This window comes from Pseudomonas sp. PICF6 (assembly GCF_009831705.1).
GTDB classification, from domain to species: domain Bacteria; phylum Pseudomonadota; class Gammaproteobacteria; order Pseudomonadales; family Pseudomonadaceae; genus Aquipseudomonas; species Aquipseudomonas rhizophila.
The window spans coordinates 379,690-401,160 of record NZ_WUUD01000002.1; the positions used below are offsets into that span (position 1 = coordinate 379,690).

25 protein-coding genes are annotated in these 21,471 nt (G+C 58.9%); 8 read left to right on the forward strand and 17 right to left on the reverse strand.

All coding sequences use genetic code 11. From position 1 onward, the window contains the following. Nucleotides 1-19: 19 nt before the first annotated feature. A complete protein-coding gene (locus tag GSM73_RS02750) occupies nucleotides 20-478 on the reverse strand; it encodes a transposase (protein WP_047230064.1) in 459 nt (152 codons plus the stop codon). A 221-nt stretch (nucleotides 479-699) separates the two neighbouring features. Further along, nucleotides 700-1,791 (reverse strand): aminopeptidase, encoded by a 1,092-nt coding sequence (locus GSM73_RS02755; RefSeq protein ID WP_076383124.1) that lies wholly within the window; start codon nucleotides 1,789-1,791, stop codon nucleotides 700-702. Nucleotides 1,792-1,850: 59 nt separating this feature from the next. On the opposite strand from GSM73_RS02755, the gene GSM73_RS02760 reads away from it, so the two are divergent. Together GSM73_RS02760 and GSM73_RS02765 are read left to right on the forward strand one after the other, a co-directional pair. Continuing rightward, nucleotides 1,851-2,264, forward strand: coding sequence for a hypothetical protein (locus GSM73_RS02760; RefSeq protein ID WP_047230066.1), 414 nt, complete (start codon nucleotides 1,851-1,853; stop codon nucleotides 2,262-2,264). 38 nt (nucleotides 2,265-2,302) lie between these two features. Next, nucleotides 2,303-2,728, forward strand: a complete 426-nt coding sequence (locus GSM73_RS02765) for a hypothetical protein (RefSeq protein ID WP_160891496.1) — start codon at nucleotides 2,303-2,305, stop codon at nucleotides 2,726-2,728. A gap of 6 nt (nucleotides 2,729-2,734) precedes the next feature. Here the strand turns inward: GSM73_RS02765 and GSM73_RS02770 are convergent, their stop codons facing one another. Together GSM73_RS02770 and GSM73_RS02775 are read right to left on the reverse strand one after the other, a co-directional pair. Then, complete coding sequence (locus GSM73_RS02770; RefSeq protein WP_160891498.1) at nucleotides 2,735-2,968, reverse strand: DUF1161 domain-containing protein; 234 nt, start codon at nucleotides 2,966-2,968, stop codon at nucleotides 2,735-2,737. A gap of 129 nt (nucleotides 2,969-3,097) precedes the next feature. Continuing rightward, nucleotides 3,098-3,529 (reverse strand): OsmC family protein, encoded by a 432-nt coding sequence (locus tag GSM73_RS02775; RefSeq protein WP_047230069.1) that lies wholly within the window; start codon nucleotides 3,527-3,529, stop codon nucleotides 3,098-3,100. Between the two features lie 238 nt (nucleotides 3,530-3,767). Here GSM73_RS02775 and GSM73_RS02780 point away from each other — a divergent pair, with 238 nt between their 5' ends. Then, complete coding sequence (locus GSM73_RS02780; RefSeq protein ID WP_058544936.1) at nucleotides 3,768-4,769, forward strand: LLM class flavin-dependent oxidoreductase; 1,002 nt, start codon at nucleotides 3,768-3,770, stop codon at nucleotides 4,767-4,769. A gap of 52 nt (nucleotides 4,770-4,821) precedes the next feature. Here the strand turns inward: GSM73_RS02780 and GSM73_RS02785 are convergent, their stop codons facing one another. Both GSM73_RS02785 and GSM73_RS02790 read right to left on the reverse strand, forming a co-directional pair. Continuing rightward, a complete protein-coding gene (locus GSM73_RS02785; protein WP_047230071.1) occupies nucleotides 4,822-5,046 on the reverse strand; it encodes a DUF1161 domain-containing protein in 225 nt (74 codons plus the stop codon). Nucleotides 5,047-5,162: 116 nt separating this feature from the next. Then, nucleotides 5,163-5,378: a dodecin gene (locus tag GSM73_RS02790; RefSeq protein WP_003177209.1), complete on the reverse strand. Its 216-nt coding sequence runs from the start codon at nucleotides 5,376-5,378 to the stop codon at nucleotides 5,163-5,165. A 156-nt stretch (nucleotides 5,379-5,534) separates the two neighbouring features. Between GSM73_RS02790 and GSM73_RS02795 the strand changes: the two genes are divergently transcribed. Continuing rightward, complete coding sequence (locus GSM73_RS02795; protein WP_003196426.1) at nucleotides 5,535-5,861, forward strand: YqjD family protein; 327 nt, start codon at nucleotides 5,535-5,537, stop codon at nucleotides 5,859-5,861. Here the strand turns inward: GSM73_RS02795 and GSM73_RS02800 are convergent. Continuing rightward, nucleotides 5,834-6,751, reverse strand: a complete 918-nt coding sequence (locus tag GSM73_RS02800; protein WP_047230072.1) for a LysR family transcriptional regulator — start codon at nucleotides 6,749-6,751, stop codon at nucleotides 5,834-5,836. The two genes, GSM73_RS02795 and GSM73_RS02800, sit on opposite strands and share 28 nt — an antisense overlap. Before the next feature lie 112 nt (nucleotides 6,752-6,863). Here GSM73_RS02800 and trpB point away from each other — a divergent pair, with 112 nt between their 5' ends. Together trpB and trpA are read left to right on the forward strand one after the other, a co-directional pair. Continuing rightward, a complete protein-coding gene (gene trpB, locus GSM73_RS02805) occupies nucleotides 6,864-8,096 on the forward strand; it encodes a tryptophan synthase subunit beta (RefSeq protein ID WP_047230073.1) in 1,233 nt (410 codons plus the stop codon). After that, nucleotides 8,096-8,908 carry a tryptophan synthase subunit alpha gene (trpA, locus tag GSM73_RS02810; RefSeq protein WP_047230074.1) on the forward strand — a complete coding sequence of 271 codons (813 nt, stop codon included), beginning with the start codon at nucleotides 8,096-8,098 and terminating at the stop codon, nucleotides 8,906-8,908. Before trpB ends, trpA begins: the two co-directional genes overlap by 1 nt. A 67-nt stretch (nucleotides 8,909-8,975) precedes the next feature. Here trpA and GSM73_RS02815 read toward each other — a convergent pair whose 3' ends face one another. From GSM73_RS02815 to GSM73_RS02860, 10 genes are all read right to left on the reverse strand, one after another. Continuing rightward, a complete protein-coding gene (locus tag GSM73_RS02815; protein WP_076383121.1) occupies nucleotides 8,976-10,937 on the reverse strand; it encodes a DUF4105 domain-containing protein in 1,962 nt (653 codons plus the stop codon). Continuing rightward, a complete protein-coding gene (locus GSM73_RS02820) occupies nucleotides 10,934-11,254 on the reverse strand; it encodes a DUF2388 domain-containing protein (RefSeq protein WP_047230076.1) in 321 nt (106 codons plus the stop codon). The genes GSM73_RS02815 and GSM73_RS02820 overlap by 4 nt, the downstream gene beginning before the upstream one ends. A 26-nt stretch (nucleotides 11,255-11,280) precedes the next feature. Next, complete coding sequence (locus GSM73_RS02825) at nucleotides 11,281-11,589, reverse strand: DUF2388 domain-containing protein (RefSeq protein WP_047230077.1); 309 nt, start codon at nucleotides 11,587-11,589, stop codon at nucleotides 11,281-11,283. 108 nt (nucleotides 11,590-11,697) lie between these two features. After that, on the reverse strand, nucleotides 11,698-12,015 hold the full coding sequence (locus GSM73_RS02830; RefSeq protein ID WP_139048752.1) for a DUF2388 domain-containing protein: 318 nt from the start codon (nucleotides 12,013-12,015) through the stop codon (nucleotides 11,698-11,700). A gap of 328 nt (nucleotides 12,016-12,343) precedes the next feature. Beyond that, nucleotides 12,344-12,559, reverse strand: a complete 216-nt coding sequence (locus GSM73_RS02835) for a DUF1127 domain-containing protein (RefSeq protein ID WP_047230079.1) — start codon at nucleotides 12,557-12,559, stop codon at nucleotides 12,344-12,346. A gap of 318 nt (nucleotides 12,560-12,877) precedes the next feature. After that, nucleotides 12,878-14,371, reverse strand: coding sequence for an acetyl-CoA hydrolase/transferase family protein (locus tag GSM73_RS02840; protein ID WP_047230080.1), 1,494 nt, complete (start codon nucleotides 14,369-14,371; stop codon nucleotides 12,878-12,880). Nucleotides 14,372-14,569: 198 nt separating this feature from the next. Then, nucleotides 14,570-16,006, reverse strand: coding sequence for an NAD(P)(+) transhydrogenase (Re/Si-specific) subunit beta (locus GSM73_RS02845; RefSeq protein ID WP_047230081.1), 1,437 nt, complete (start codon nucleotides 16,004-16,006; stop codon nucleotides 14,570-14,572). Then, nucleotides 16,006-16,329, reverse strand: a complete 324-nt coding sequence (locus tag GSM73_RS02850; protein ID WP_003187010.1) for an NAD(P) transhydrogenase subunit alpha — start codon at nucleotides 16,327-16,329, stop codon at nucleotides 16,006-16,008. Before GSM73_RS02850 ends, GSM73_RS02845 begins: the two co-directional genes overlap by 1 nt. A 15-nt stretch (nucleotides 16,330-16,344) precedes the next feature. Then, nucleotides 16,345-17,466 carry a Re/Si-specific NAD(P)(+) transhydrogenase subunit alpha gene (locus tag GSM73_RS02855; protein WP_047230082.1) on the reverse strand — a complete coding sequence of 374 codons (1,122 nt, stop codon included), beginning with the start codon at nucleotides 17,464-17,466 and terminating at the stop codon, nucleotides 16,345-16,347. Nucleotides 17,467-17,900: 434 nt separating this feature from the next. Continuing rightward, nucleotides 17,901-18,797 carry a LysR family transcriptional regulator gene (locus GSM73_RS02860; protein ID WP_047230087.1) on the reverse strand — a complete coding sequence of 299 codons (897 nt, stop codon included), beginning with the start codon at nucleotides 18,795-18,797 and terminating at the stop codon, nucleotides 17,901-17,903. Nucleotides 18,798-18,954: 157 nt separating this feature from the next. Between GSM73_RS02860 and GSM73_RS02865 the strand changes: the two genes are divergently transcribed. Beyond that, nucleotides 18,955-20,136: an acyl-CoA dehydrogenase gene (locus GSM73_RS02865; RefSeq protein ID WP_025216186.1), complete on the forward strand. Its 1,182-nt coding sequence runs from the start codon at nucleotides 18,955-18,957 to the stop codon at nucleotides 20,134-20,136. A 13-nt stretch (nucleotides 20,137-20,149) separates the two neighbouring features. After that, nucleotides 20,150-21,370 carry a CaiB/BaiF CoA-transferase family protein gene (locus tag GSM73_RS02870; protein WP_160891499.1) on the forward strand — a complete coding sequence of 407 codons (1,221 nt, stop codon included), beginning with the start codon at nucleotides 20,150-20,152 and terminating at the stop codon, nucleotides 21,368-21,370. Nucleotides 21,371-21,471 lie beyond the last annotated feature (101 nt).

Below are 21,471 nucleotides of genomic sequence, written 5' to 3' on the forward strand. Positions count from 1 at the left end.
GGACACAGCCTGAACCGACTCATACCCATACAGCATCCCACAATGAATAGTCCCCAATTTTCCTGACTAAACCCGCCCGTAGCGGATTCGCCACGATATACCGTGCAACTGCTTGTAAGTCTTCCTCCTTACGAATGGCTCGGTCATGGAATCCCTCCTGCCAAAGCGATCCTTCCCGCTGCATCAATCGATTGAAGGTGACCGTGGTCCGAGACTTCGTTCTCGCCATCAGCTTTGAAAGTCCGATCCCCTGCAACTCGATCAACCAGTGAAAATGGTCCGGCATCACCACCCAGGCCAACGAATGGGCAAATTGCTCTTCCTGAGCCTTGCGAAAGGCATCAACCACCAAGCGTCCTGTCTTGAAGCGGCCAAAAAGCGGCTCGCGGTTGCGCGTATTCACTGTCAGCAAATAGATTTGCCCAGACTGCGAATAGCGCCCGAAACGCAACTGATTGGAGTGAGGCAGTGTCGTCATAAGTGATCCTCCTTGATCTGTCTTTTGTCTCAAGGCTAGGACAGCAGCAACGGATCTGACTTGGAATGTTGGAGCAGGATGTGTCTGGGCAGACGTCATCGCGGGCAAGCCTTGCTCCCACAGATGACACCCCTTAGCGCTTCATTCCGAATACTGCCCTGTGGGAACATAATTCCGAGCACTGCTCTGTGGGAGCAAAGCTTGCTCGCGATGAGGCCGGTTCATTCACCGGAAGTCTCCGATCCTGCCAACGCTTTCAGTGCCGCTTTGCGCTCATCAATCGGCAAACTGCCAAGCTTTTCCACTGCGGCATAAAACGCAACCCAGTCTCCGCCTTCCTGTTGAAACAGCGCCGCAAACGCTGGCACCCACTGGCTATACAACCCGAACGGCAATAGCCGTGCATTGTTCAGCGGCGCATAGACCCAGGCGTCGAAGTATTTGTCGCCCGCCCACTGGGTATCGCGCAGTTGTTCATAGTCGCTGCGCAGGCGCTGGAACTCTTCGGCCTTGCGCTGGCGCATCTGTTCGGCCGGCAGGGGTTGGGTATAGAGCTGTTCCAGCCGCTGACGCGTGTCCAGGACCAGTTGGATGAATTGCTCGCGCTGGCGCATCCGTTTGCCATTGTCCGGCGCCAGCCCGCGACTGGCGCGCCATTGCCGGGTGCCTTGCTGTTCGACGAAGGTGGCAAAGGATTCATTGAATTCGGTGTCGTCCTTTACGTAGAAGCGCTGGTGCGCCAGTTCATGAAAGATCAGCGTCGCCAGGCGTTCGTCGCCCCAGTGCATCATTGAGCTCAGGATCGGGTCGTTGAACCAGCCCAGCGTCGAGTAGGCCTCTACGCCACCAATCGCCACATCCATGCCCCGCAAGCGTTGCAAGGCTGCCTCGCCACGGGCGGCGCCCTGGCTGTAGTAGCCGCGATAGGCCACGCAACCGGCGATGGGGAAACAGTGGTTTTGCGGGGCCAGGGAAAATTCTGGCGTGGCGAAGACATTCCAGACCACGAATGGGCGGCCAATGTCCGCATACAGGCGGTAGCTTTTGTTGTCCGGCAGGTGCAGCTGCGCACTGGCAAACGTTCGTGCCGCACGCGCCTGGGCCAGATGAGCCCGCAATGTGGGATCACGGGCGGGGTCGGCAATCACTTGGTCGATTGGCTCGCGGGCCTGCAACAGCCGTAGCTGTCCACTGGCGAGCTGACTGTAGTAACCCACGCTTGCACAACCGTTGAGTAACAAAAGCAGGAGGCCTGGAAACAAAATCCGGAAAACACGGTCGAGTAACCGATGGCTTGGATGCGGCCTGATCAATTGGAATCACCCTGGGAAAGTCTGCCCACAAGACTATCCCGCCTGCCTGGAGCTTCGCTATGCGCGTATTGATGCTGACGAGTGGCCTGTTGCTGCTGAGCGGTTGCGCCGGTTTGCCCGATCCCGATCCGTCGCAGGCATGGATCGACCTGGGAAGCCATCAGGACACGGCGCTGCAAGCGCTGGAAGTCGATGACAAGACGTCCCTCGACCGACGTTATTTTGAAGTGCAGCCGGGCAGCCATGAGCTGACGGTGCGTTATCAATTTGCCGTCGAGCCCGGCAACATCGGCCCGAATGCCGAGCCACTGTGGCGCGATTGCCGGTTGAATGTGAAGTTCAAGGACTTCAACGCAGGCCAGCGTTATCAGTTGCAGGCTGGCAACATCGGTTTCCGTCCATGGGCCAAGCTCTATGATCAACAGCGAAAAGTCGTGGGCCAAGGCACGCCAGCAGGCTGTCAGCAAAGCTGATCGGCGCTATTCTCATTGTCTGACTTCAGGAAATCATCATGCGCCTACCTATGCTGCTATTGGCCTTTGTCTCCATGAGCGGATGTGCAACCAGCCCACCGCCCAAGGTTGATCCGAACATGGCCTGGATCGACTTCGCCACGCCCATGCCGGGCGGCAAGATGCTGATGGCTGAAAGCCTGGATGGCCAACGACTGCAGGACGGACGTTTCTTCCAGGTTTCTCCGGGCAGCCACGAACTGAAAGTGCGTTTCGACTTCGAGGTGCCTGGCGGTGGTGGGCTGGGTATGCAAGCCGAGCCGCAAGAGCGGCTGTGCTACATGCTTGTGCGTTACGACCATTTCGAGGCGGGCCAGCGTTATCGCCTGGAGGGTCGCAATCTGGCGTTTACCCCCAGCGCCCGACTCTATAACGCCAAGCGTGAAATCGTGGCCGAAGAACGGCAGGTCAATTGCGTTCCGTAGGACGGCTTAGCTGTCGTTCTTCTGGTAGATGATCTTTTTGGTGCCGTTTTCGCAACTGCCCACGACCATATTTTCATCATGCACTTCATCATTGGTCACGATTTCCAATGTGTAGGAAGGGACGTTATTCGCCTGGATCTTCGCTTCGATTTCAGCTTTCAGTTCTTCACAGGATTTGGGGGCCGCGAGGGCCGACATGGCCAATGCGCAACTGATGACCGCCAGGGCGAATCGTTTCATGCTCGAATTCCTCATGACAGCGCGCACTGCCTGTGCGCTGAAACTGCAGGTGTGCATTCGACCACAATTGCTGCAGGGTAAACAGATCACAGCCTTCAGCCGCAGTTGAAGGCTGTGATGGGTATCGCATCAGCTCACCAGCGTCGCATCCAGCGTAATCTTGGCGTTCAGCACTTTGGAAACCGGGCAACCTTCCTTGGCCTTGTTGCTCAGCTCTTCGAATTGCTCCTGGCTGGCGCCGGGGATCTTCGCTTTAAGCGTCAGTTTCACTGCCGTAATCGCAAAGCCGCCCTCGACCTGATCGAGGGTGACATCGGCGTTGGTATCGATACTGCTGGCTGTGAGCCCAGCCTCGCCAAGGATCATCGAAAACGCCATGGAGAAGCAGCCCGCATGGGCCGCGCCGATCAGTTCTTCCGGGTTGGTGCCCTTGCCGCCTTCGAAGCGCGCCTTGAAGCCATAGGGGGCTTCGCGCAGCACGCCGGTTTCCGTGGAGATGGAGCCGATGCCGGTTTTCAGGTCACCTTCCCAATGAGCCGATGCTTTCTTGATGATAGCCATGTCTGCCTCCTCAATATCCGGCGCGAGGGTTCGCGCCTGGGTGTTTTTCGTTGTCAGGGTTGTGAGGATAGACCGCCCGATAAAGTTCATCCTGTCGATTAGCCGACCGATTTAGTAGGAAATTTCATGGTAGCTATTGAAACTCGGGTATATGCCCACATTGCATGGAACACACCTATAGAAACGGCAGGCTTTTGCCCGTAGGAAAAGCCCCTCATGCCGTTGGAGATGCCGGCCCATGAAACAGCTGTCCGAAGTGAAGTTCTCGACCCTCGACCTCGTGCCTGTGCGCGCTGATGGCAACGCTGCCCAGTCCTTGCGCAACTCGCTGGACCTGGCGCAGCACGTGGAAAAATACGGCTACACCCGCTTCTGGGTCGCCGAGCACCACAACATGGATGGCATCGCCAGCTCCGCGACGGCGGTACTGCTGGGCTATCTGGCGGGGGGCACTTCGACCATTCGGGTCGGCTCCGGCGGCGTGATGCTGCCCAACCATGCGCCGTTGATCATCGCCGAACAGTTCGGCACGCTCGAAAGCCTCTATCCAGGCCGTATTGATCTTGGCCTGGGGCGCGCGCCCGGGTCCGATCAGATGACTGCCCGGGCGTTGCGTCGCGAGCGCTCCGGTAGCGCGGACGATTTCCCTGAAGACGTGGCCGAACTGATGCGCTACCTCGGCCCACGTACGCCGGATCAACGCATCATCGCCATGCCCGGCACCGGGACCAACGTGCCGGTCTGGCTGCTGGGCTCGAGCCTGTTCAGTGCGCAACTGGCCGGCGAGCGCGGCTTGCCCTACGCCTTCGCTTCCCATTTCGCACCGCGCTACATGCATGAGGCGATCCGTATTTATCGCAATCACTTCAAGCCGTCGGCGGTGCTCGACAAGCCTTACGTGATGCTCGGCGTGCCTTTGGTGGCAGCCGACACGGACGAACAGGCTGATTACCTGGCGACCTCGGTGTATCAGCGGATCCTGGCCCTGATGCGTGGCCAGAGCCTGGTGCAGCGCCCGCCTGTGGAAACCATGAACGGTCTCTGGTTGCCCCATGAGAAAGAGGCGGTTGGTGACTTCCTGGGCCTGGCCATGGTCGGCGGCCCGCAGAAAATTCGCGCCAAGCTCGAAGTGCTGATCGAGCAAACCCAGGCCGATGAATTGATCTTCACCAGCGACCTGTATGAGCATGCTGATCGCCTGCACTCCTATGAGTTGCTGGCGCAGGTCATGAAAGGCTGATCACGCGCATAAAAAAGCCGACGCATGCGTCGGCTTTGACCTTCCTGAAGTATCAGCCCTTCTTGTAGACGATTTCCTTCGTGCCGCCTTCGCAGGAGCCGACGACGTCTCCGTCAGTAGCCGTACCTTTATCGACAATTTCCAGCGTATAACCCGATGCACCTTTGGCATCGATTTTCGCTGCGATCTCGCTTTTCAGCTCCTCGCATGGCTTGCCGGCGGCAAACGCAGTACCCGCAAGGCTCAGCAAACCCAGGGCCAACATCAAATTTTTCATCGCTCGCACTCCTTGGTCGGATCAATAGGGCAGGGATCGAACAGACATGACGCGCTTGCCAGATAGCGCATCGCCATTCCCTATGGCACTCCGCCAGCGTGCAAGTTCACAGCCCCTCAGCTATTGGCAATGCGGAAGCCGACTTTAATGGTCACCTGAAAGTGCGCGGCCCGGCCATTTTCGATGTGTCCGCGGGTTTCCGTGACTTCGAACCACTCCAGGTGCTTGAGGCTTTTGCTCGCTTCGGCCAGCGCATTGTTGATGGCGTCTTCGATGCTGGTGGGAGAGGAGCCGACCAGTTCGACTTTTTTGTACGTGTGGTGATCACTCATGACGTTCTCCTTGGTTGTCTTTAACAGCCTAGCAGCGAATTTTCGCCTTACGTGTGTCGCCTTTTACCGGGTGAAAGTTCAGATTTACTGCACTTTCAGAAACGGCTGGAGTCCCAATTCACACACGCCACTCAACCACTGCAGGAGAGAGCCACCATGGCCAGCAATTCGTTACGTAAAGCCTCGTTGCAAAGCATGGAAGCGGAAATCGAGAGTCTGCTCAAGTCGTTGGAAAGCCTGAAGGACGACGCTTCGGACGAGTCGCGTAAGACCCTCAAGTCGCTGAAGGCAAACGCCGAAAACGCGCTGAAACATTCCCGGCATCTGCTGAGCGACGCGTATGAAGAGGTCAAGGTGAAAACCCGTGAAACCGGAATCGCCACCCGTGATTACGCTCAGGAGCATCCCTGGACCACCGCTGGCGTCGCGGTCGGGGCCCTGGGTTTGTTGGCGGCTTATTTGCTGTGCAAGCGCGGCGACTGAGTCGGCTGGTTCAGCTCATGCCTGAGCCATTGCGCCAATTGCCGAGCGCGCCCGTCCGCGGCGCGCTTGGGTAGCCACAACGCCAGTCGCGCCGGGGTTTCGTCAAAACCCCACGGCGCGACCAGGCGCCCGGCGCGCACATCCTCGGCGACCAGCGGTTCGGGTGCGATGGCCACCCCGAGCCCCGCCACGGCCGCCTCCAGCAAGTAATACAAATGCTCGAAACCCTGCCCGAACTTCAGCGCCTTGGGCTCAAGGGCGTTTTGTCGTGCCCAGGTGGGCCACGCCTGGGGACGGGAGGTGGTATGCAGCAGCGCCTCGCCCAGGATTGCACTTGGCGGGGCGTTTTGCAGACGGGCGAAACCGGCGTAATGAGGGCTCATGACCGGGCCGATCCGCTCGCTGACCAGTTCATAGACCTGCATGTCTGCCGGCCACGGCGGTTCTGCGAATACCAGCAACGCGTCAAGCCCCGGTCGCCTCGGGTCCAGGTCGCCTTCGCCAGCGGAGAGATGCAAACGCAGATCCGGCAGGTCGGCGTTGAGCCGGCCCAGGCGAGGAATGAACCAGCGCGCCAGCAGACTACCGGAACAGCCCAATACGAATGGTGCATCTGCCGTGCTTTGCGTCAGCTGCGCACAGACGGTACGTAATCGCTCGAACGCCTCGGCGCTGGCGTCGCGCAGACGCATGCCCGCATCTGTGAGTTTAAGGCCGCGCCCCTCCTTGATGAACAGGCTGACGCCCAAGTGTTCTTCCAGCACCTTCAACTGTCGGCTAACCGCACCATGGGTGACATGCAGCTGTTCGGCCGCCTGACTGACGCTGTTCAGGCGGGCAGTGGCTTCGAAGGCGCGCAAGGCGTTGAGAGGGGGAAGGTCATGGCTCATTTTATCTGTGAGTTTTCCTGACAGGTTGCGGCGATCTTATCGGTTTTCAGCGCGGGATGTCAGGGGTAGAGTGGACCTCATTGTCTTTTTACGCATTCGCCTGGAGCGCCCGATGACCCAGCCTACAACCCCTTTCAACCTGCGCAGTGGCCCGGACGCCAACGGTCTGTTCGGTGCATTCGGCGGTCGTTATGTGGCCGAAACCCTGATGCCGCTGATCCTCGATCTGGCCCGCGAATACGAAGCGGCGAAGGAAGATCCGGCGTTCATTGAAGAACTGGCCTACTTCCAGCGTGACTACGTCGGACGCCCAAGCCCGCTGTATTTCGCTGAGCGCCTGACCGAATACTGCGGCGGCGCCAAGATCTACCTCAAGCGCGAAGAGCTGAACCACACTGGCGCGCACAAGATCAACAACTGCATCGGCCAGATCCTGCTGGCGCGGCGCATGGGCAAGAAACGCATCATTGCCGAGACCGGCGCCGGCATGCACGGCGTGGCCACGGCGACCGTGGCCGCACGTTTCGGTCTGGATTGCGTGATCTACATGGGGACCACCGACATCGAGCGCCAGCAGGCCAACGTGTTCCGCATGAAGCTGCTCGGTGCCGAAGTCATCCCAGTGGTCGCCGGCACCGGTACCCTCAAGGATGCTATGAACGAGGCGCTGCGCGACTGGGTGACCAACGTTGACAGCACGTTCTACCTGATCGGCACCGTGGCCGGCCCGCACCCGTACCCGGCCATGGTCCGCGACTTCCAGGCAGTGATTGGCAAGGAAACCCGCGATCAGTTGCAAGCCCAGGAAGGTCGTTTGCCCGACAGCCTGGTGGCGTGCATCGGCGGGGGCTCCAACGCCATGGGCCTGTTCCATCCGTTCCTGGACGACAAGAGCGTGGAAATCATCGGCGTCGAAGCCGCCGGCTACGGTATCGAGACCGGCAAGCATGCTGCCAGCCTGAACGGCGGCGTCCCCGGCGTATTGCACGGCAATCGTACTTTCCTGTTGCAGGACGACGACGGCCAGATCATCGATGCCCATTCGATTTCCGCTGGCCTCGATTACCCGGGTATTGGCCCTGAACACGCCTGGTTGCACGACATTGGTCGAGTCCAGTACACCTCGGTCACCGACGCCGAAGCCCTGGAAGCCTTTCACAAATGCTGTCGCCTGGAGGGAATCATTCCTGCCCTGGAAAGCGCCCATGCCCTGGCTGAAGTGTTCAAGCGTGCCCCGAACCTGCCCAAGGATCACCTGATGGTGGTCAACCTGTCCGGCCGTGGCGACAAAGACATGCAAACCGTAATGCACCACATGGAACAGTCCCAGCAGGAGAAACACTGATGAGCCGCCTGCAAACTCGTTTTGCCGAACTCAAAGAACAGAACCGCGCCGCCCTGGTGACTTTCGTGACCGCTGGCGACCCGGACTACGACACCTCGCTGGCGATCCTCAAGGGCCTGCCGGCGGCGGGTGCTGACGTGATTGAGCTGGGCATGCCGTTCACCGACCCGATGGCCGACGGCCCGGCGATCCAGTTGGCGAACATCCGCGCCTTGGGCGCACAGCAGAATCTGGCGAAAACCCTGCAGATGGTTCGCGAGTTCCGTGAAGACAATAGCGATACGCCGCTGGTGCTGATGGGGTACTTCAATCCGATCCATCGCTACGGCGTGCAGCGTTTCATTGGCGAAGCGCTGGACTCTGGCGTCGACGGGCTGATCGTGGTGGACATGCCACCTGAGCACAACAGTGAGTTGTGCGAGCCGGCCCAGGCCGCCGGTCTGGACTTCATTCGCCTGACCACGCCGACCACCGATGATGTGCGTTTGCCGACCGTGCTCAACGGCAGTTCTGGCTTTGTGTATTACGTCTCGGTGGCCGGCGTGACCGGCGCCGGCGCCGCGACGCTGGAACATGTGGAAGAAGCCGTGACGCGCCTGCGTCGTCACACCGATCTGCCGATCAGCATTGGTTTCGGCATTCGCACGCCGGAACAAGCTGCGGCCATCGCACGGTTGGCCGACGGGGTTGTGGTCGGTTCGGCCCTGATCGACCATATCGCCAGCGCTGAGACGCCGGAGCAGGCGATTGATGGGGTGTTGAGCCTATGTGCTGCCTTGGCTGATGGGGTGCGTAAGGCGCGGATTAGCTAATTGCCTGATTGAGTCTGCCAGTAATAAAAAAGGGGTTCAGAACTCGGTTCTGAACCCCTTTGTGGCTTCAAGGCAACTCCAACCCGCCACCCGCCTTGTGCAGCTTACGCAAATGCTCGCCTATCTCTTTGACGTTAGCCTCACTGGCACTGATTTCTGCCGCGCGGCTTGGCTCAAGCAAGGCCCTGACTTCCTTATCCAAATCCCCTGTCAGTGTTTGAAGCTGTTTCTGACGCAAGCTGCTTTCGGATTCCAGTCGCTGCCATTCGCTGGGCTGCGGTAGCCCGTAACCGCTGCTGCCCAGCAACTCGGCGGGGCGGCTCAGGAAACCGCTGTTGGCGAGGATCTGTTGCAGTGTTGCGTTGGCCCTTTCCATGCCGCCGTTCTGTAATTCACGGGCACCGAGGTAGCGCTGCTTGACCTCATCCTGGGCCAATAACAGTTGTCGGCGATAGCTGGCCTGTTCCAGCAGGAGTAACGCCGCGCTGGTGCGCAGGTCGGCCCGTTCAAACCATGGCCGGCGTTCTGCGGCGCTCAGGGCCAGCCAGTCTTCCACGTTTTGTTGCTTGATCGGCAAGTGTTTCTTCAACACCTCGAACATGGCCTGGTACCGCTCGCGGAAAGAGTCGAAGCGGTAACCCAGGCGCAAGGCCTCCTTGGGATCATCGAGCACGCTGGTATCCGCCAGACCTCGCCCCTTGAGCACTTCCAGCAAACCGTTGGGCATGATGCTGTCCAACCCCTTGAGCTGCGCATTGTTGCTGCCGCTGCGCAGCAATTTCAGGCTTTCCACCGCGCAATTGTTGGACAGGAAGTAATAGTTGCCGTCATAGCTCCAGTGCATTTCGGCGGCGTGTTCAACCGTTTCCTCGATCTCGGACCGTGTCAGGTTCAGCGGCACCGAGGCCAGGCTGCGCAGTTCGGTCTTGGTGTATTCATCGATGACCTGGGCCAGCGGCAGTACGAACAGGCGCGACGGGTATTTGCCCACCAGGCCATCCCAGCTCGACAGCTGCACATCGCCCACGAAGGCGCGGTATGACAGCACCAGGTGTTGATCCAGATCCAGCCGGCAATCCGGCCCACGGGGGCGGTCCGGCGCGCAGATCACCAGCCGCAGCATGCTGTGGCCCCAGCGGCTGACCCAGTTCTGGTTGGCTTCGGCCAAGAGGTAATCGATGGCGTAGACCCGCTCTGGATCAACCTTGCCCAGTGGCGTCTTGGCAAAGTCGTTGCCGGCGTTGAGGAACGCGAATGACGGGGCGCAGGTATTCTTGGCGGCGGGGGCCCAGCCAAAGTGTTCCTGATAATAGCGATACAGTGCTGGCCGTCGGCAGGCGTAACTCGGGTCCAGGAGAAAGTACTCCATGTTGACCGCGACGAACTCCTTGGGGCTGCTCGTTTCGTAGATGTCCGGGCTGCGGGCGACCTGGCGATTATGCTGTTCCCGTTCACCACGACGGCCGACGTATTGCGGCCAGCCGGCGAGGTCCAGCAAGCGGGGATCATCACTGAGGGTGAAGCGGCGGTCGTTCTGGCCCCGGCATTCATCGGGAAGGCCGATCAGCCCGGCGCTGCTGGTGCGTCGGGTGCAGCGTTGGATCAGCGCGCGTTCGGCGTTTGGCCATAAACGCGAGCGATCATAAATGTGGGTCAGTTCATGCAGGACCGTGGCGAGCATTTCCCGCCGCACGGTGCCGTGGGGCCGATGGGTCTTTTGCGTGGCGGCACTGCCGTCGGTGAGGCTGTCGAGCAGGTTGCGATTGAGGTCCAACTGCGACACCAGCGAGGCCTGGCCGTAGGCGTTGGCGGGCATCCGGTCGGTCCAGCCCACATTGATGCGTCGGTCCAGCTGTTCGATGAATCGCGGCGGCAGGGCCTGCATCGCTTCATCGAGCAGCGCTTGGCTGGCCTGCTGTTGCGCCGGGGTCAGTCCTTCGTCGTTAAGGTGCAGTTGCAGGCCAGCCTGGGCGGTGCTGCTCAAGAGCAGCACGACCCCGGCCGTCAGCCAGACGGCGAACGGCCTCACAATGCGAGGATGGCTTCGGCGAGAACCTGGTCACTGGCGTCGCGGGCTTCCGGTACGCGGGTGCGCAAGGTGTCGAAGGCGGCCTCGAGGTGAGCGCCACGAATTTCCCCGTTACTGGCGACGAAACTGGCCGCATCGTCATGGGCTTCACGAACGATTTTCGAGTCACGGATGGATGTGGTGGTGTCGGAGGTGAAATCGATCGTGCGCTGGGAGGCGCGAACGACGATGTTACTGGTGGCTACCAGGGTTTGTGCCTGGGCCACATCGGCCAACACCAGCAGGCCTAGGGTGGCAGCAATCAGCGGGCTACGCATGGAACGACTCCGAAGAATAAAGATAACTATTGGACGAGAATTGCCTGTGCCAGTTCAAGGTCGCTGACGTGAAGTTTTGGTTGGGTCCGGTGTAGATAATCCAGGGCCGACTCCAGTTGCGCACCTCTCAACTGCCCATCGCTGGCAACGAATGCCGCAGCGTCATCGTGGGCGGCGGCGATCAGTTTATGGTCGAAGGGCGCGGAGGTCACCATGCTCGTGGCATAGCCGCTGATCACGACTTGCTGGGTGGAGACATCGAAAGCATGGGCCGGAACGGACCAGCATAAAGCGCTGAAGAAAAAAGCGAGGGACAGATCTGAGTAGAAACGCATGGGACTCGACTGTTGATGGTGAGTCCGAAGGCTAGCGCAAACCACTGCGCCAGAGCCAGCGCTGAAACATCGGAACACCATTGGCGTCCCGATGTTTCATGTCTGGAATCAGATCACCAGGATGGCTTGGGCCAGCTGCGCGTCGGAGGCGTTCAACTGCGGTGCCTGCTGACGGATGTAATCCAGAGCGCTTTCCAGTTTCACACCACGGATGGCGCCGTTAGTGGCGACGAAACTGGCAGCATCGTCACGAGCGGCCAGGACAATTTTGTCGTCGCGAAACGACGAAGTGATATCGGACGTTGCGTCGGAAGTGGCCTTGAGCGCACCCACGAGGGAGTCGGTGGTGACGATAAAACTACTGGCATTGGAGTGGGCGGCTACGGCCAGCAGGGCGGCGGCGCTGAGCAGACGAAGACGGATCATGATGAAACTCCTTGAATAATGAAGTGGTGCCGGTGCGTGTAGCTGGAAGAGAAGACGCATGCTCGACCCGCTTCGCCACGTTCGTTTCGATATTAGGTCAGAACGAGGTGGATGACAGCTTGGCCATTGGCAATTTCCACGCTTCTACAACAGCTCGATAAAACTGTACTGGTTATTTTCTAACTATTCTTAACTGTGCAGGTGCGTGGTTTTTGGCAAAACCAGGCCTCTGAAACGACAAGACCCGTCGCGGTTTCCCGCGACGGGTCTTGTTTGTTCAATTCGGTGCTGGCGGTGGACCCGGTGGGTCAGGGCCAGCGACGCTGAGTTAGCGCCAGAACGGCTTGCTCAGCTCTTCGTAGCGTTGTGCTTCGCTGATACCGGCGTCAGCCAGCAGGCGTGCATCCAGACGGGCCAGTTGGTGGCGGCTGGCGATGCGGCGCTGCCACAACATCAGGTTAGCGATAACGCGAAGAGGCAGGGAAGCCTGGTTTTTTTCAGCTTTGTCTTCGAAGAACAGCTCGGAACTGAGTGTACGTTCCATGGTTGACATCCTTCCGCTTATGGCGGGATTAGGTAGTGGTTTAACTGGTGCCCATGATCCTCTCGTTTGGCCAGTCTCTCTAGATACAGTTCACCTGTAATGTGAGAGACCAGTTAACTGTTAAACGGTGGTGTACTGGTCAATATTGAGGCAACTGTACCTGTGCGCACTATTTATGTGCATTTTTGCTGTGAAAGCAGAGATGCGTAGGAGTTTGCTGTAGGAAATCACAGGTACAGTAGTACAGTTTTTGTGGTTTGTGGGCTGAAAGCGATGGCCAGTGAAAACTCTATTTGCTGCCAGGGTGATCCAGCTGTATTAAACCGCCAGCATCTGCCCGGTCTCTTCCAGATTCAGGTGCCAACTCAGTGCATCGCGCAGGATGTGCGGTGTATGTCCGCCCAAGGCGCACGCCGCTTCAAAATACTCGTTCAATGCCTGGCGATAGGACGGATGCACGCAATTGTCGATGACCACCCGCGCCCGCTCCCTTGGCGCCAGGCCACGCAGGTCGGCCAGGCCAATCTCCGTCACCAGGATGTCGACATCGTGCTCGGTATGGTCCACGTGGCTGACCATCGGCACGACACTGGAAATTGCGCCGCCCTTGGCGATCGACTTGGTCACGAAAATCGCCAGATGCGCATTACGCGCAAAGTCCCCCGAGCCGCCTATCCCATTCATCATCCGCGTGCCGCAGACATGGGTGGAGTTGACGTTGCCGTAGAGGTCGAACTCCAGTGCCGTATTGATGGCGATGATGCCAAGGCGGCGTACCACCTCGGGGTGGTTGGAAATTTCCTGGGGGCGCAGGACCAGCTTGTCCTTGTACTTCTCCAGATTGCCGAATACGTCGGCATTGCGCCGGCCCGACAGCGTAATGGAGCTGCCAGATGCGAAGCTCAGTTTGCCGGCGTCGATAAGGTCGAATGTAGAGTCCTGCAGGACCTCTGAATACATGGTCAAGTCTTCGAATGGGGAGTCGATCAGCCCGCACATCACGGCATTGGCGATGTTGCCGATCCCGGCCTGTAATGGACCGAGTTTATTGGTCATGCGCCCGGCGGCGACTTCCTGTTTGAAGAAGCCGATCAAATGATCGGCAATGGCCTGGGTGTCGCTGTCCGGCGGCATGACTGTCGAAGGCGAATCCGGCTGATTGGTGATGACAATGGCGGCGATTTTTTCCGGCGGTATCGGGATGGCGGTGCTGCCGATACGGTCGTCGACCTTCACCAAGGGAATCGGTGTGCGGGTCGGGCGATAGGTCGGGATATAGATGTCATGCAACCCTTCCAGATCAGGGTTGTGGGCCAGGTTGATTTCAACAATGACCTGCCTGGCGAAAATAGCGAAGCTGGCCGAGTTGCCCACCGAGGTGGTGGGCACGATATGGCCTTGCTCGGTAATGGCCACGGCTTCGATCACTGCAATGTCCGGCAACTTGAGCTGGGCGTTACGCAATTGCTCGACGGTTTCCGACAGGTGCTGGTCGATGAACATCACCTCGCCAGCGTTGATCGCCTTGCGCAACGTGCTGTCGACCTGGAATGGCATGCGCCGGGCCAGTACGCCGGCTTCGGTGAGTTCCTTGTCGAGGTCGTTCCCCAGGCTCGCACCGGTCATCAGACTGATTTTCAGTGGCGTGACCTTGGCGCGCTCAGCCAGGGCGTGGGGCACTGCTTTCGCTTCTCCGGCGCGGGTGAAACCGCTCATGCCGACGGTCATGCCGTCCTGAATCAGCAAGGCTGCTTCTGCAGCGCTCATCACTTTGTTCAACAACGAGGGCAGGCGGATGCGATCACGGTACATGGGTGGTTATCTCGGGCTGGAAGCTGGATGCGCAGTCTAGTGAATTCGCGCCGTGCCCGACCCGCTACAAAAGTCGCATTTAAGGCGTCTATTACGGGCGTTTCAGGCAAAACATTATTACCGGATCGGTAACGTTCGGCCTTGATACAAATCAAAACGCCCCGACAAGTCGGGGCGTTAGTGGCGAAGCAGTGAGCGTTATTCCACCGCTTTGACCATGTCTTCGATAACCTTCTTGGCGTCACCGAACACCATCATGGTCTTGTCGAGGTAGAACAGCTCGTTGTCCAGGCCGGCGTAACCGCTGGCCATCGAGCGCTTGTTGACGATGATGGTCTTGGCCTTGAAGGCTTCGAGGATCGGCATGCCGGCAATCGGCGACTTCGGATCGTTCTTCGCCGCCGGGTTGACCACGTCGTTGGCACCCAGTACCAGCACCACGTCGGCCTGGCCGAACTCGGAGTTGATGTCTTCCATCTCGAACACCTGGTCGTAAGGCACTTCGGCCTCGGCCAGCAATACGTTCATGTGCCCGGGCATACGACCGGCCACTGGGTGGATCGCGTATTTGACGGTCACGCCGTGATGGGTCAGCTTCTCGGTCAGCTCTTTCAGCGCGTGCTGCGCCCGTGCCACCGCCAGGCCATAGCCCGGCACGATGATCACGGTATCGGCGTTGGTCAGCAGGAAGGTGGCGTCATCAGCCGAGCCGGATTTCACCGGACGGGCTTCTTTGGAGCCTGCCGGGCCAGCGGCATCCGCCGTGTTGCCGAAACCGCCGAGCAGCACGTTGAAGAACGAACGGTTCATCGCCTTGCACATGATGTACGAGAGGATCGCACCGCTGGAACCCACCAGGGAGCCGGCGATGATCAGCATCGAGTTGTTCAGCGAGAAGCCGATACCCGCTGCAGCCCAGCCGGAATAGCTGTTGAGCATCGACACCACCACCGGCATGTCCGCACCGCCGATCGGGATGATGATCAGCACGCCCAGCACAAACGCCAGGGCCAGCATCAGGGCGAATGCCCCGAGGTTGCCGGTGAACATGAACATCAGGCCCAGACCCAGTGTTGCCAGGCCCAGGATCAGGTTGAGCTTGTGCTGGCCGCCAAACTGTACCGGTGCGCCCTGGAACAGGCGGAACTTGTACTTGCCCGACAGCTTGCCGAAGGCGATCACCGAACCGGAGAAGGTGATTGCACCGATGGCGGCGCCAAGGAACAGCTCCAGACGGTTACCGGCCGGAATTGAATCCCCCAGTTGCTTGACGATGCCCAGGGACTGCGGCTCGACCACGGCGGCGATCGCGATAAATACCGCGGCCAGGCCGATCATGCTGTGCATGAACGCCACCAGCTCGGGCATCTTGGTCATCTCGACGCGCTTGGCCATGATCGACCCGGCAGTGCCGCCGACCAGCAGACCGACGATCACATAGCCGATGCCTGCGGTAGCCAGCTCGGCGCCCAACTTATAGATGAGACCCACGGTAGTGAGCACCGCCAGGGCCATGCCGAGCATGCCGAACAGGTTGCCTCGGCGAGATGTAGTGGGGTGCGACAGGCCTTTGAGGGCCTGGATGAAGCAGATCGACGCGATCAGGTAGAGCGTCGTTACCAGGTTCATGCTCATTACTTGGGCGCCTCTTCTTTTACGGCTTTCGGGGCTTTTTTCTTGAACATCTCAAGCATGCGGCGCGTCACCAGGAAGCCGCCGAACACGTTCACTGCGGCCAGGGCCACGGCGAGGGTGCCCATGGTCTTGCCCAGCGGGGTCACGGTCAGTGCGGCGGCAAGCATGGCGCCGACGATCACGATGGCCGAAATGGCATTGGTCACCGCCATCAGCGGTGTGTGCAGTGCGGGCGTTACGTTCCAGACCACGTGGTAACCGACATAAATCGCCAGCACAAAGATGATCAGGTTGTAGATACCGGGGGAGATAAGCTCTTCCATTGTCTGAATCCCTGCTTAGGCGTTTTTGCGGATGACTTGGCCGTCGCGGCACATCAGGCACGCGGCGACGATGTCGTCTTCCAGGTTCACGTCGAACTGACCTTCCTTGGTGAAGACCAGCTTCAGGAAGTCCAGCAGGTTACGGGCGTACAGCGCCGAAGCGTCTGCCGCGACTTCGCCGGCCAGGTTGGTCGGACCGCAAATGGTCACGCCATTTTCGATCACCACCTGATCGGCCACGGTCAGCGGGCAGTTACCGCCCTGGGCTGCCGCGAGGTCAATGACCACCGAGCCGGGTTTCATCTGTGCGACGGTTTCGGCGCTGAGCAAAGTCGGTGCCTTGCGGCCCGGAATCAATGCGGTGGTGATGACGATGTCAGCCTGCTTGGCGCGCTCGTGCACGGCCTGGGCCTGGCGCTGCATCCAGCTGGCGGGCATGGGCCGGGCGTAGCCGCCAACGCCGACGGCGCATTCACGCTCTTCGTCGGTTTCGTAAGGTACATCGACGAACTTGGCGCCGAGGGATTCGATTTGTTCCTTCACTGCCGGACGCACGTCCGACGCCTCGATCACCGCACCCAGGCGCTTGGCCGTGGCAATCGCCTGCAACCCAGCCACGCCAGCACCGAGAATCAGCACCCGCGCCGCTTTCACGGTACCCGCGGCGGTCATCAGCATCGGCATGAAGCGTGGATAATGGTGGGCGGCCAGCAGCACGGCCTTGTAGCCGGCAATGTTCGCTTGAGACGACAGCACATCCAGGCTCTGGGCACGGGAGGTACGTGGTGCAGCCTCAAGGGCGAAAGCGGTAATGCCGCGTTCGGCCAGCTTGGCAATGGTTTCGTTATTGAACGGATTGAGCATGCCCACCAGAACGGTGCCGCTCTTGATCAGCGTCAGTTCGCTGTCGCTGGGGGCGACCACCTTGAGAATCAGTTCGGCCCCGAAAGCATCACTGGCGCTGCCAATGGTGGCGCCCGCTGCTTCATAGGCACTGTCGATAACGCTGGCCTTGATGCCGGCGCCGCTTTGAACAGTGACCTTATGGCCTTGGCCGATCAGCTTCTTGATGGTTTCCGGGGTTGCAGCAACCCGCGTTTCACCCGTCTGGGTTTCGAGAGGAACACCAATGTGCACGTCAAATCTCCTGCGTGATCTTATTGAGTAAACCCAGGCACTTCGGATGGTGCGGCTGGGGCGGCCGATCAGCACGATCCCGCCGAATCAGGCGGGGCGCGGCATTTTGCAGGCGAAAATTCAGCCCTTCAAGGGATTATGACGGGTGACGGAAAATTAACTACAAGTCACCCTGTGACCGAATGTCGCAATGATCGGCATATATCCCTTGTAGGCTGGGCTTTCCAGGGTTTCAGGCCAAATTTGACGATTTTTCCATTGGCGACGTGAATGAACCCTGATGAGCTGCGTAACATGGCTCAAAGCCACGTATTTGAACGGTTATGAGACTACGGTACTGATTTCGTAACAGATTGACTGTATGCGACATAAATTTATATCTGTAGCGCTTTTGATTAGCTTACTACCGGAGTCGGATATAGAGTTTTTCCTTGTTAATCAAGACTGTAGCTGCTGGCCTGATTGACCAGCCAATCGCGAAAAGCCCTCAGAGAGGCCGATTCGACCTTTCGTTCGGGGATCATCAGGTAGTAGGCCTTGATGCTCGACAAGGCATTTCGATTGGCAACGACCAATCGTTTCTCGGCCAGCTCGCGCTGGATCAAAAAAGGTGGAATCAAGGCGATTCCCATGTCATGCATCGCCGCTTGGGCAAGCATGGAGAATAGTTCATAACGCGGGCCTGTCAGGTCTCGCGCGATATTGAGGTTTTGTGAGTTGAACCACTGGCGCCACGCATACGGGCGGGTGGTTTGCTGAAGTAGGGGCAGTTCGGCGATGGCTTGCGGTGTCAGGCTGTTCCGGTTGCCCAGTAAGGTAGGGCTGCACACGGGCATCGGGTTTTCTCCCATCAGCTTGTGGGATTCGGTACCGGACCAGTCCGCATCGCCGAAATAAATGGCTGCGTCAAAATCCGTATCCGCAAAGAGAAACGGCCGCGTGCGATTGGTCAGATTGACCGTGACTTCTGGATGCTGCTGTTGGAAGTCCTTGAGGCGCGGTAGCAGCCATTGAGTACCAAACGTCGGAACCACTGCCAGCTCTATCACGTTGGCGCCGGTATGCCCCATCACTGAAAGAGTATCGCGCTCCACGGCGTCCAGTTGAGTGGCAACGCGGCGGCTGTAGGAGAGTCCGGCCTCTGTCAGTTTGACTCCCCGCCGTGAGCGTCGGAACAACTCCACACCGAGGAAGTCCTCCAGGCTGGCGATCTGTCGACAAATAGCACCCTGTGTGAGGGAAAGCTCCTGTGCGGCCTTGGTGAAGCTCTCATGACGTGCGGCGGCCTCGAAGCTGACCAGGGCGGCGGTGCTGGGGATTTTTCTACGCATGTACATCAACCTCACTCGTCAGGGTCGTAAACGGGGTGCAGGGCGTTTACGGAGTGAGAAATTAGCACAAGAGCGTGCGTAATCCTCGTTTGCTCTGATAGGAAAGCGCGCCTAGGATCAATCCACGATTTTTAATCTGATTGGCGAGGATTCTTTCATGGCCGGTAAAGCGAGTTTCAACTGGATTGATCCATTGTTGTTGGACCAGCAACTCACCGAAGAAGAACGCATGATTCGCGACACTGCCGAGCAGTTCGCCCAACAGAAGCTCGCGCCGCGGGTGTTGGAAGCGTTCCGTCATGAAAAAACCGACCCGGCGATTTTTCGTGAGATGGGTGAGGTCGGCTTGTTGGGCGCAACCATTCCTGAACAGTACGGTGGCAGCGGCTTGAACTACGTCAGCTATGGCTTGATCGCTCGTGAAGTGGAACGCGTTGATTCAGGTTATCGCTCGATGATGAGCGTGCAGTCCTCGTTGGTCATGGTGCCGATCAATGAGTTCGGTACCGAAGCTCAAAAGCAGAAGTACCTGCCGAAGCTGGCTTCCGGCGAGTGGATCGGTTGCTTTGGTCTGACAGAGCCGAACCACGGTTCCGACCCGGGAGCGATGATTACCCGTGCGCGCAAAGTGGAAGGCGGCTACAGCCTCACGGGTAGCAAGATGTGGATCACCAACAGTCCGATTGCTGATGTATTTGTCGTCTGGGGTAAGGACGACGCCGGTGACATCCGTGGTTTTGTTCTCGAGAAAGGCTGGAAAGGCCTGAGTGCGCCGGCGATTCACGGCAAGGTCGGTCTGCGCGCTTCGATCACTGGCGAGATCGTCATGGATAACGTCTTCGTTCCAGAAGAAAACATCTTTCCTGATGTGCGTGGGCTGAAAGGGCCTTTTACCTGTCTGAACTCGGCTCGCTATGGCATCTCCTGGGGGGCCTTGGGTGCTGCCGAATTCTGCTGGCACACCGCGCGCCAGTACACCCTGGATCGGCAGCAGTTTGGTCGTCCTTTGGCTGCCACTCAGTTGATCCAGAAAAAACTGGCCGACATGCAGACTGAAATCACCCTTGCCCTGCAAGGATGCCTGCGTCTGGGTCGTATGAAGGATGAGGGTACGGCCGCTGTTGAAATCACATCGATCATGAAGCGCAACTCCTGCGGCAAGTCCCTGGATATTGCTCGCATGGCGCGGGACATGCTGGGTGGCAATGGCATCTCCGATGAGTTCGGCATCGCTCGCCATCTCGTCAACCTGGAAGTGGTGAACACTTACGAAGGTACTCATGACGTTCATGCACTGATCCTGGGGCGTGCGCAAACCGGTATCCAGGCGTTCTATTAATAGGGGGAACGGCATGGGCGCGCTTTCGCATCTGCGGGTACTGGATTTATCGAGGGTGCTGGCCGGCCCGTGGGCTGGTCAGATCCTGGCGGACCTGGGAGCTGAGGTCATCAAGGTCGAGCGGCCGGGTGGTGGTGACGATACGCGCGCCTGGGGGCCGCCGTTCCTGAAGGATGCGTCTGGCGAGAATACCACCGAGGCGGCCTATTACTTGTCGGCCAATCGCAACAAGCAATCGGTGACCATCGATTTCACGCACCCCGAGGGGCAAAGGTTGGTGCGGGAGTTGGCGGCCAAGTCCGACATTCTGATTGAGAACTTCAAGGTAGGTGGGCTGGCGGCTTATGGCCTGGACTACGACTCGCTGAAGGCGATCAACTCGCAACTGATCTATTGCTCGATTACCGGGTTTGGTCAAACCGGTCCTTACGCCAAGCGCGCCGGATATGACTTCATGATCCAGGGGTTGGGGGGCTTGATGAGTCTCACCGGCCGGCCTGAAGGTGATGCGGGGGCGGGCCCGGTGAAGGTAGGGGTGGCGCTGACGGATATCCTGACTGGTGTCTATTCGACCGTGGCCATCCTGGCAGCGTTGGCTCACCGCGATCATGCCGGCGGCGGGCAGCATATCGACATGGCCTTGCTGGACGTTCAAGTGGCTTGCCTGGCGAACCAGGCGATGAATTACCTGACCACGGGCAACGCGCCGAAGCGGTTGGGCAACGCTCATCCGAACATAGTGCCTTATCAGGACTTTCCCACGGCGGACGGTGACTTCATCCTTACGGTAGGCAATGACGGTCAGTTCCGAAAGTTCGCCGAGGTCGCGGGTCAGCCGCAGTGGGCTGATGACCCGCGTTTTGCGACAAACAAGTTGCGGGTGGCGAACCGTGCAGTATTGATACCTTTGATTCGCCAGGCGACGGTATTCAAGACCACTGCCGAATGGGTCGCTCAGTTGGAGCAGGCTGGTGTGCCCTGTGGGCCGATCAACGATTTGTCCCAGGTGTTTGCTGATCCTCAGGTCCAGGCGCGTGGGCTGGCGATGGAGTTGCCTCATGCACTGGCTGGTAAAGTGCCGCAGGTTGCCAACCCGATCCGGCTGTCCGCGACCCCGGTGGAATATCGCAATGCGCCTCCTTTATTAGGGGAGCACACGCGGGATGTCCTGCAGCGAGTATTGGGGTTGGATGAGGCGATGGTGACGGGGTTGAGAGAGGCTGGGGTGCTCTGATTCTCTCTTCTATATAGAAGAGGCTTTTTGAGGGGCGCGGTGGCTTTTTCGAATGTCCTGCAACTTATTGATAGAAAAACGAAATTAAGTGTTGACGGCAA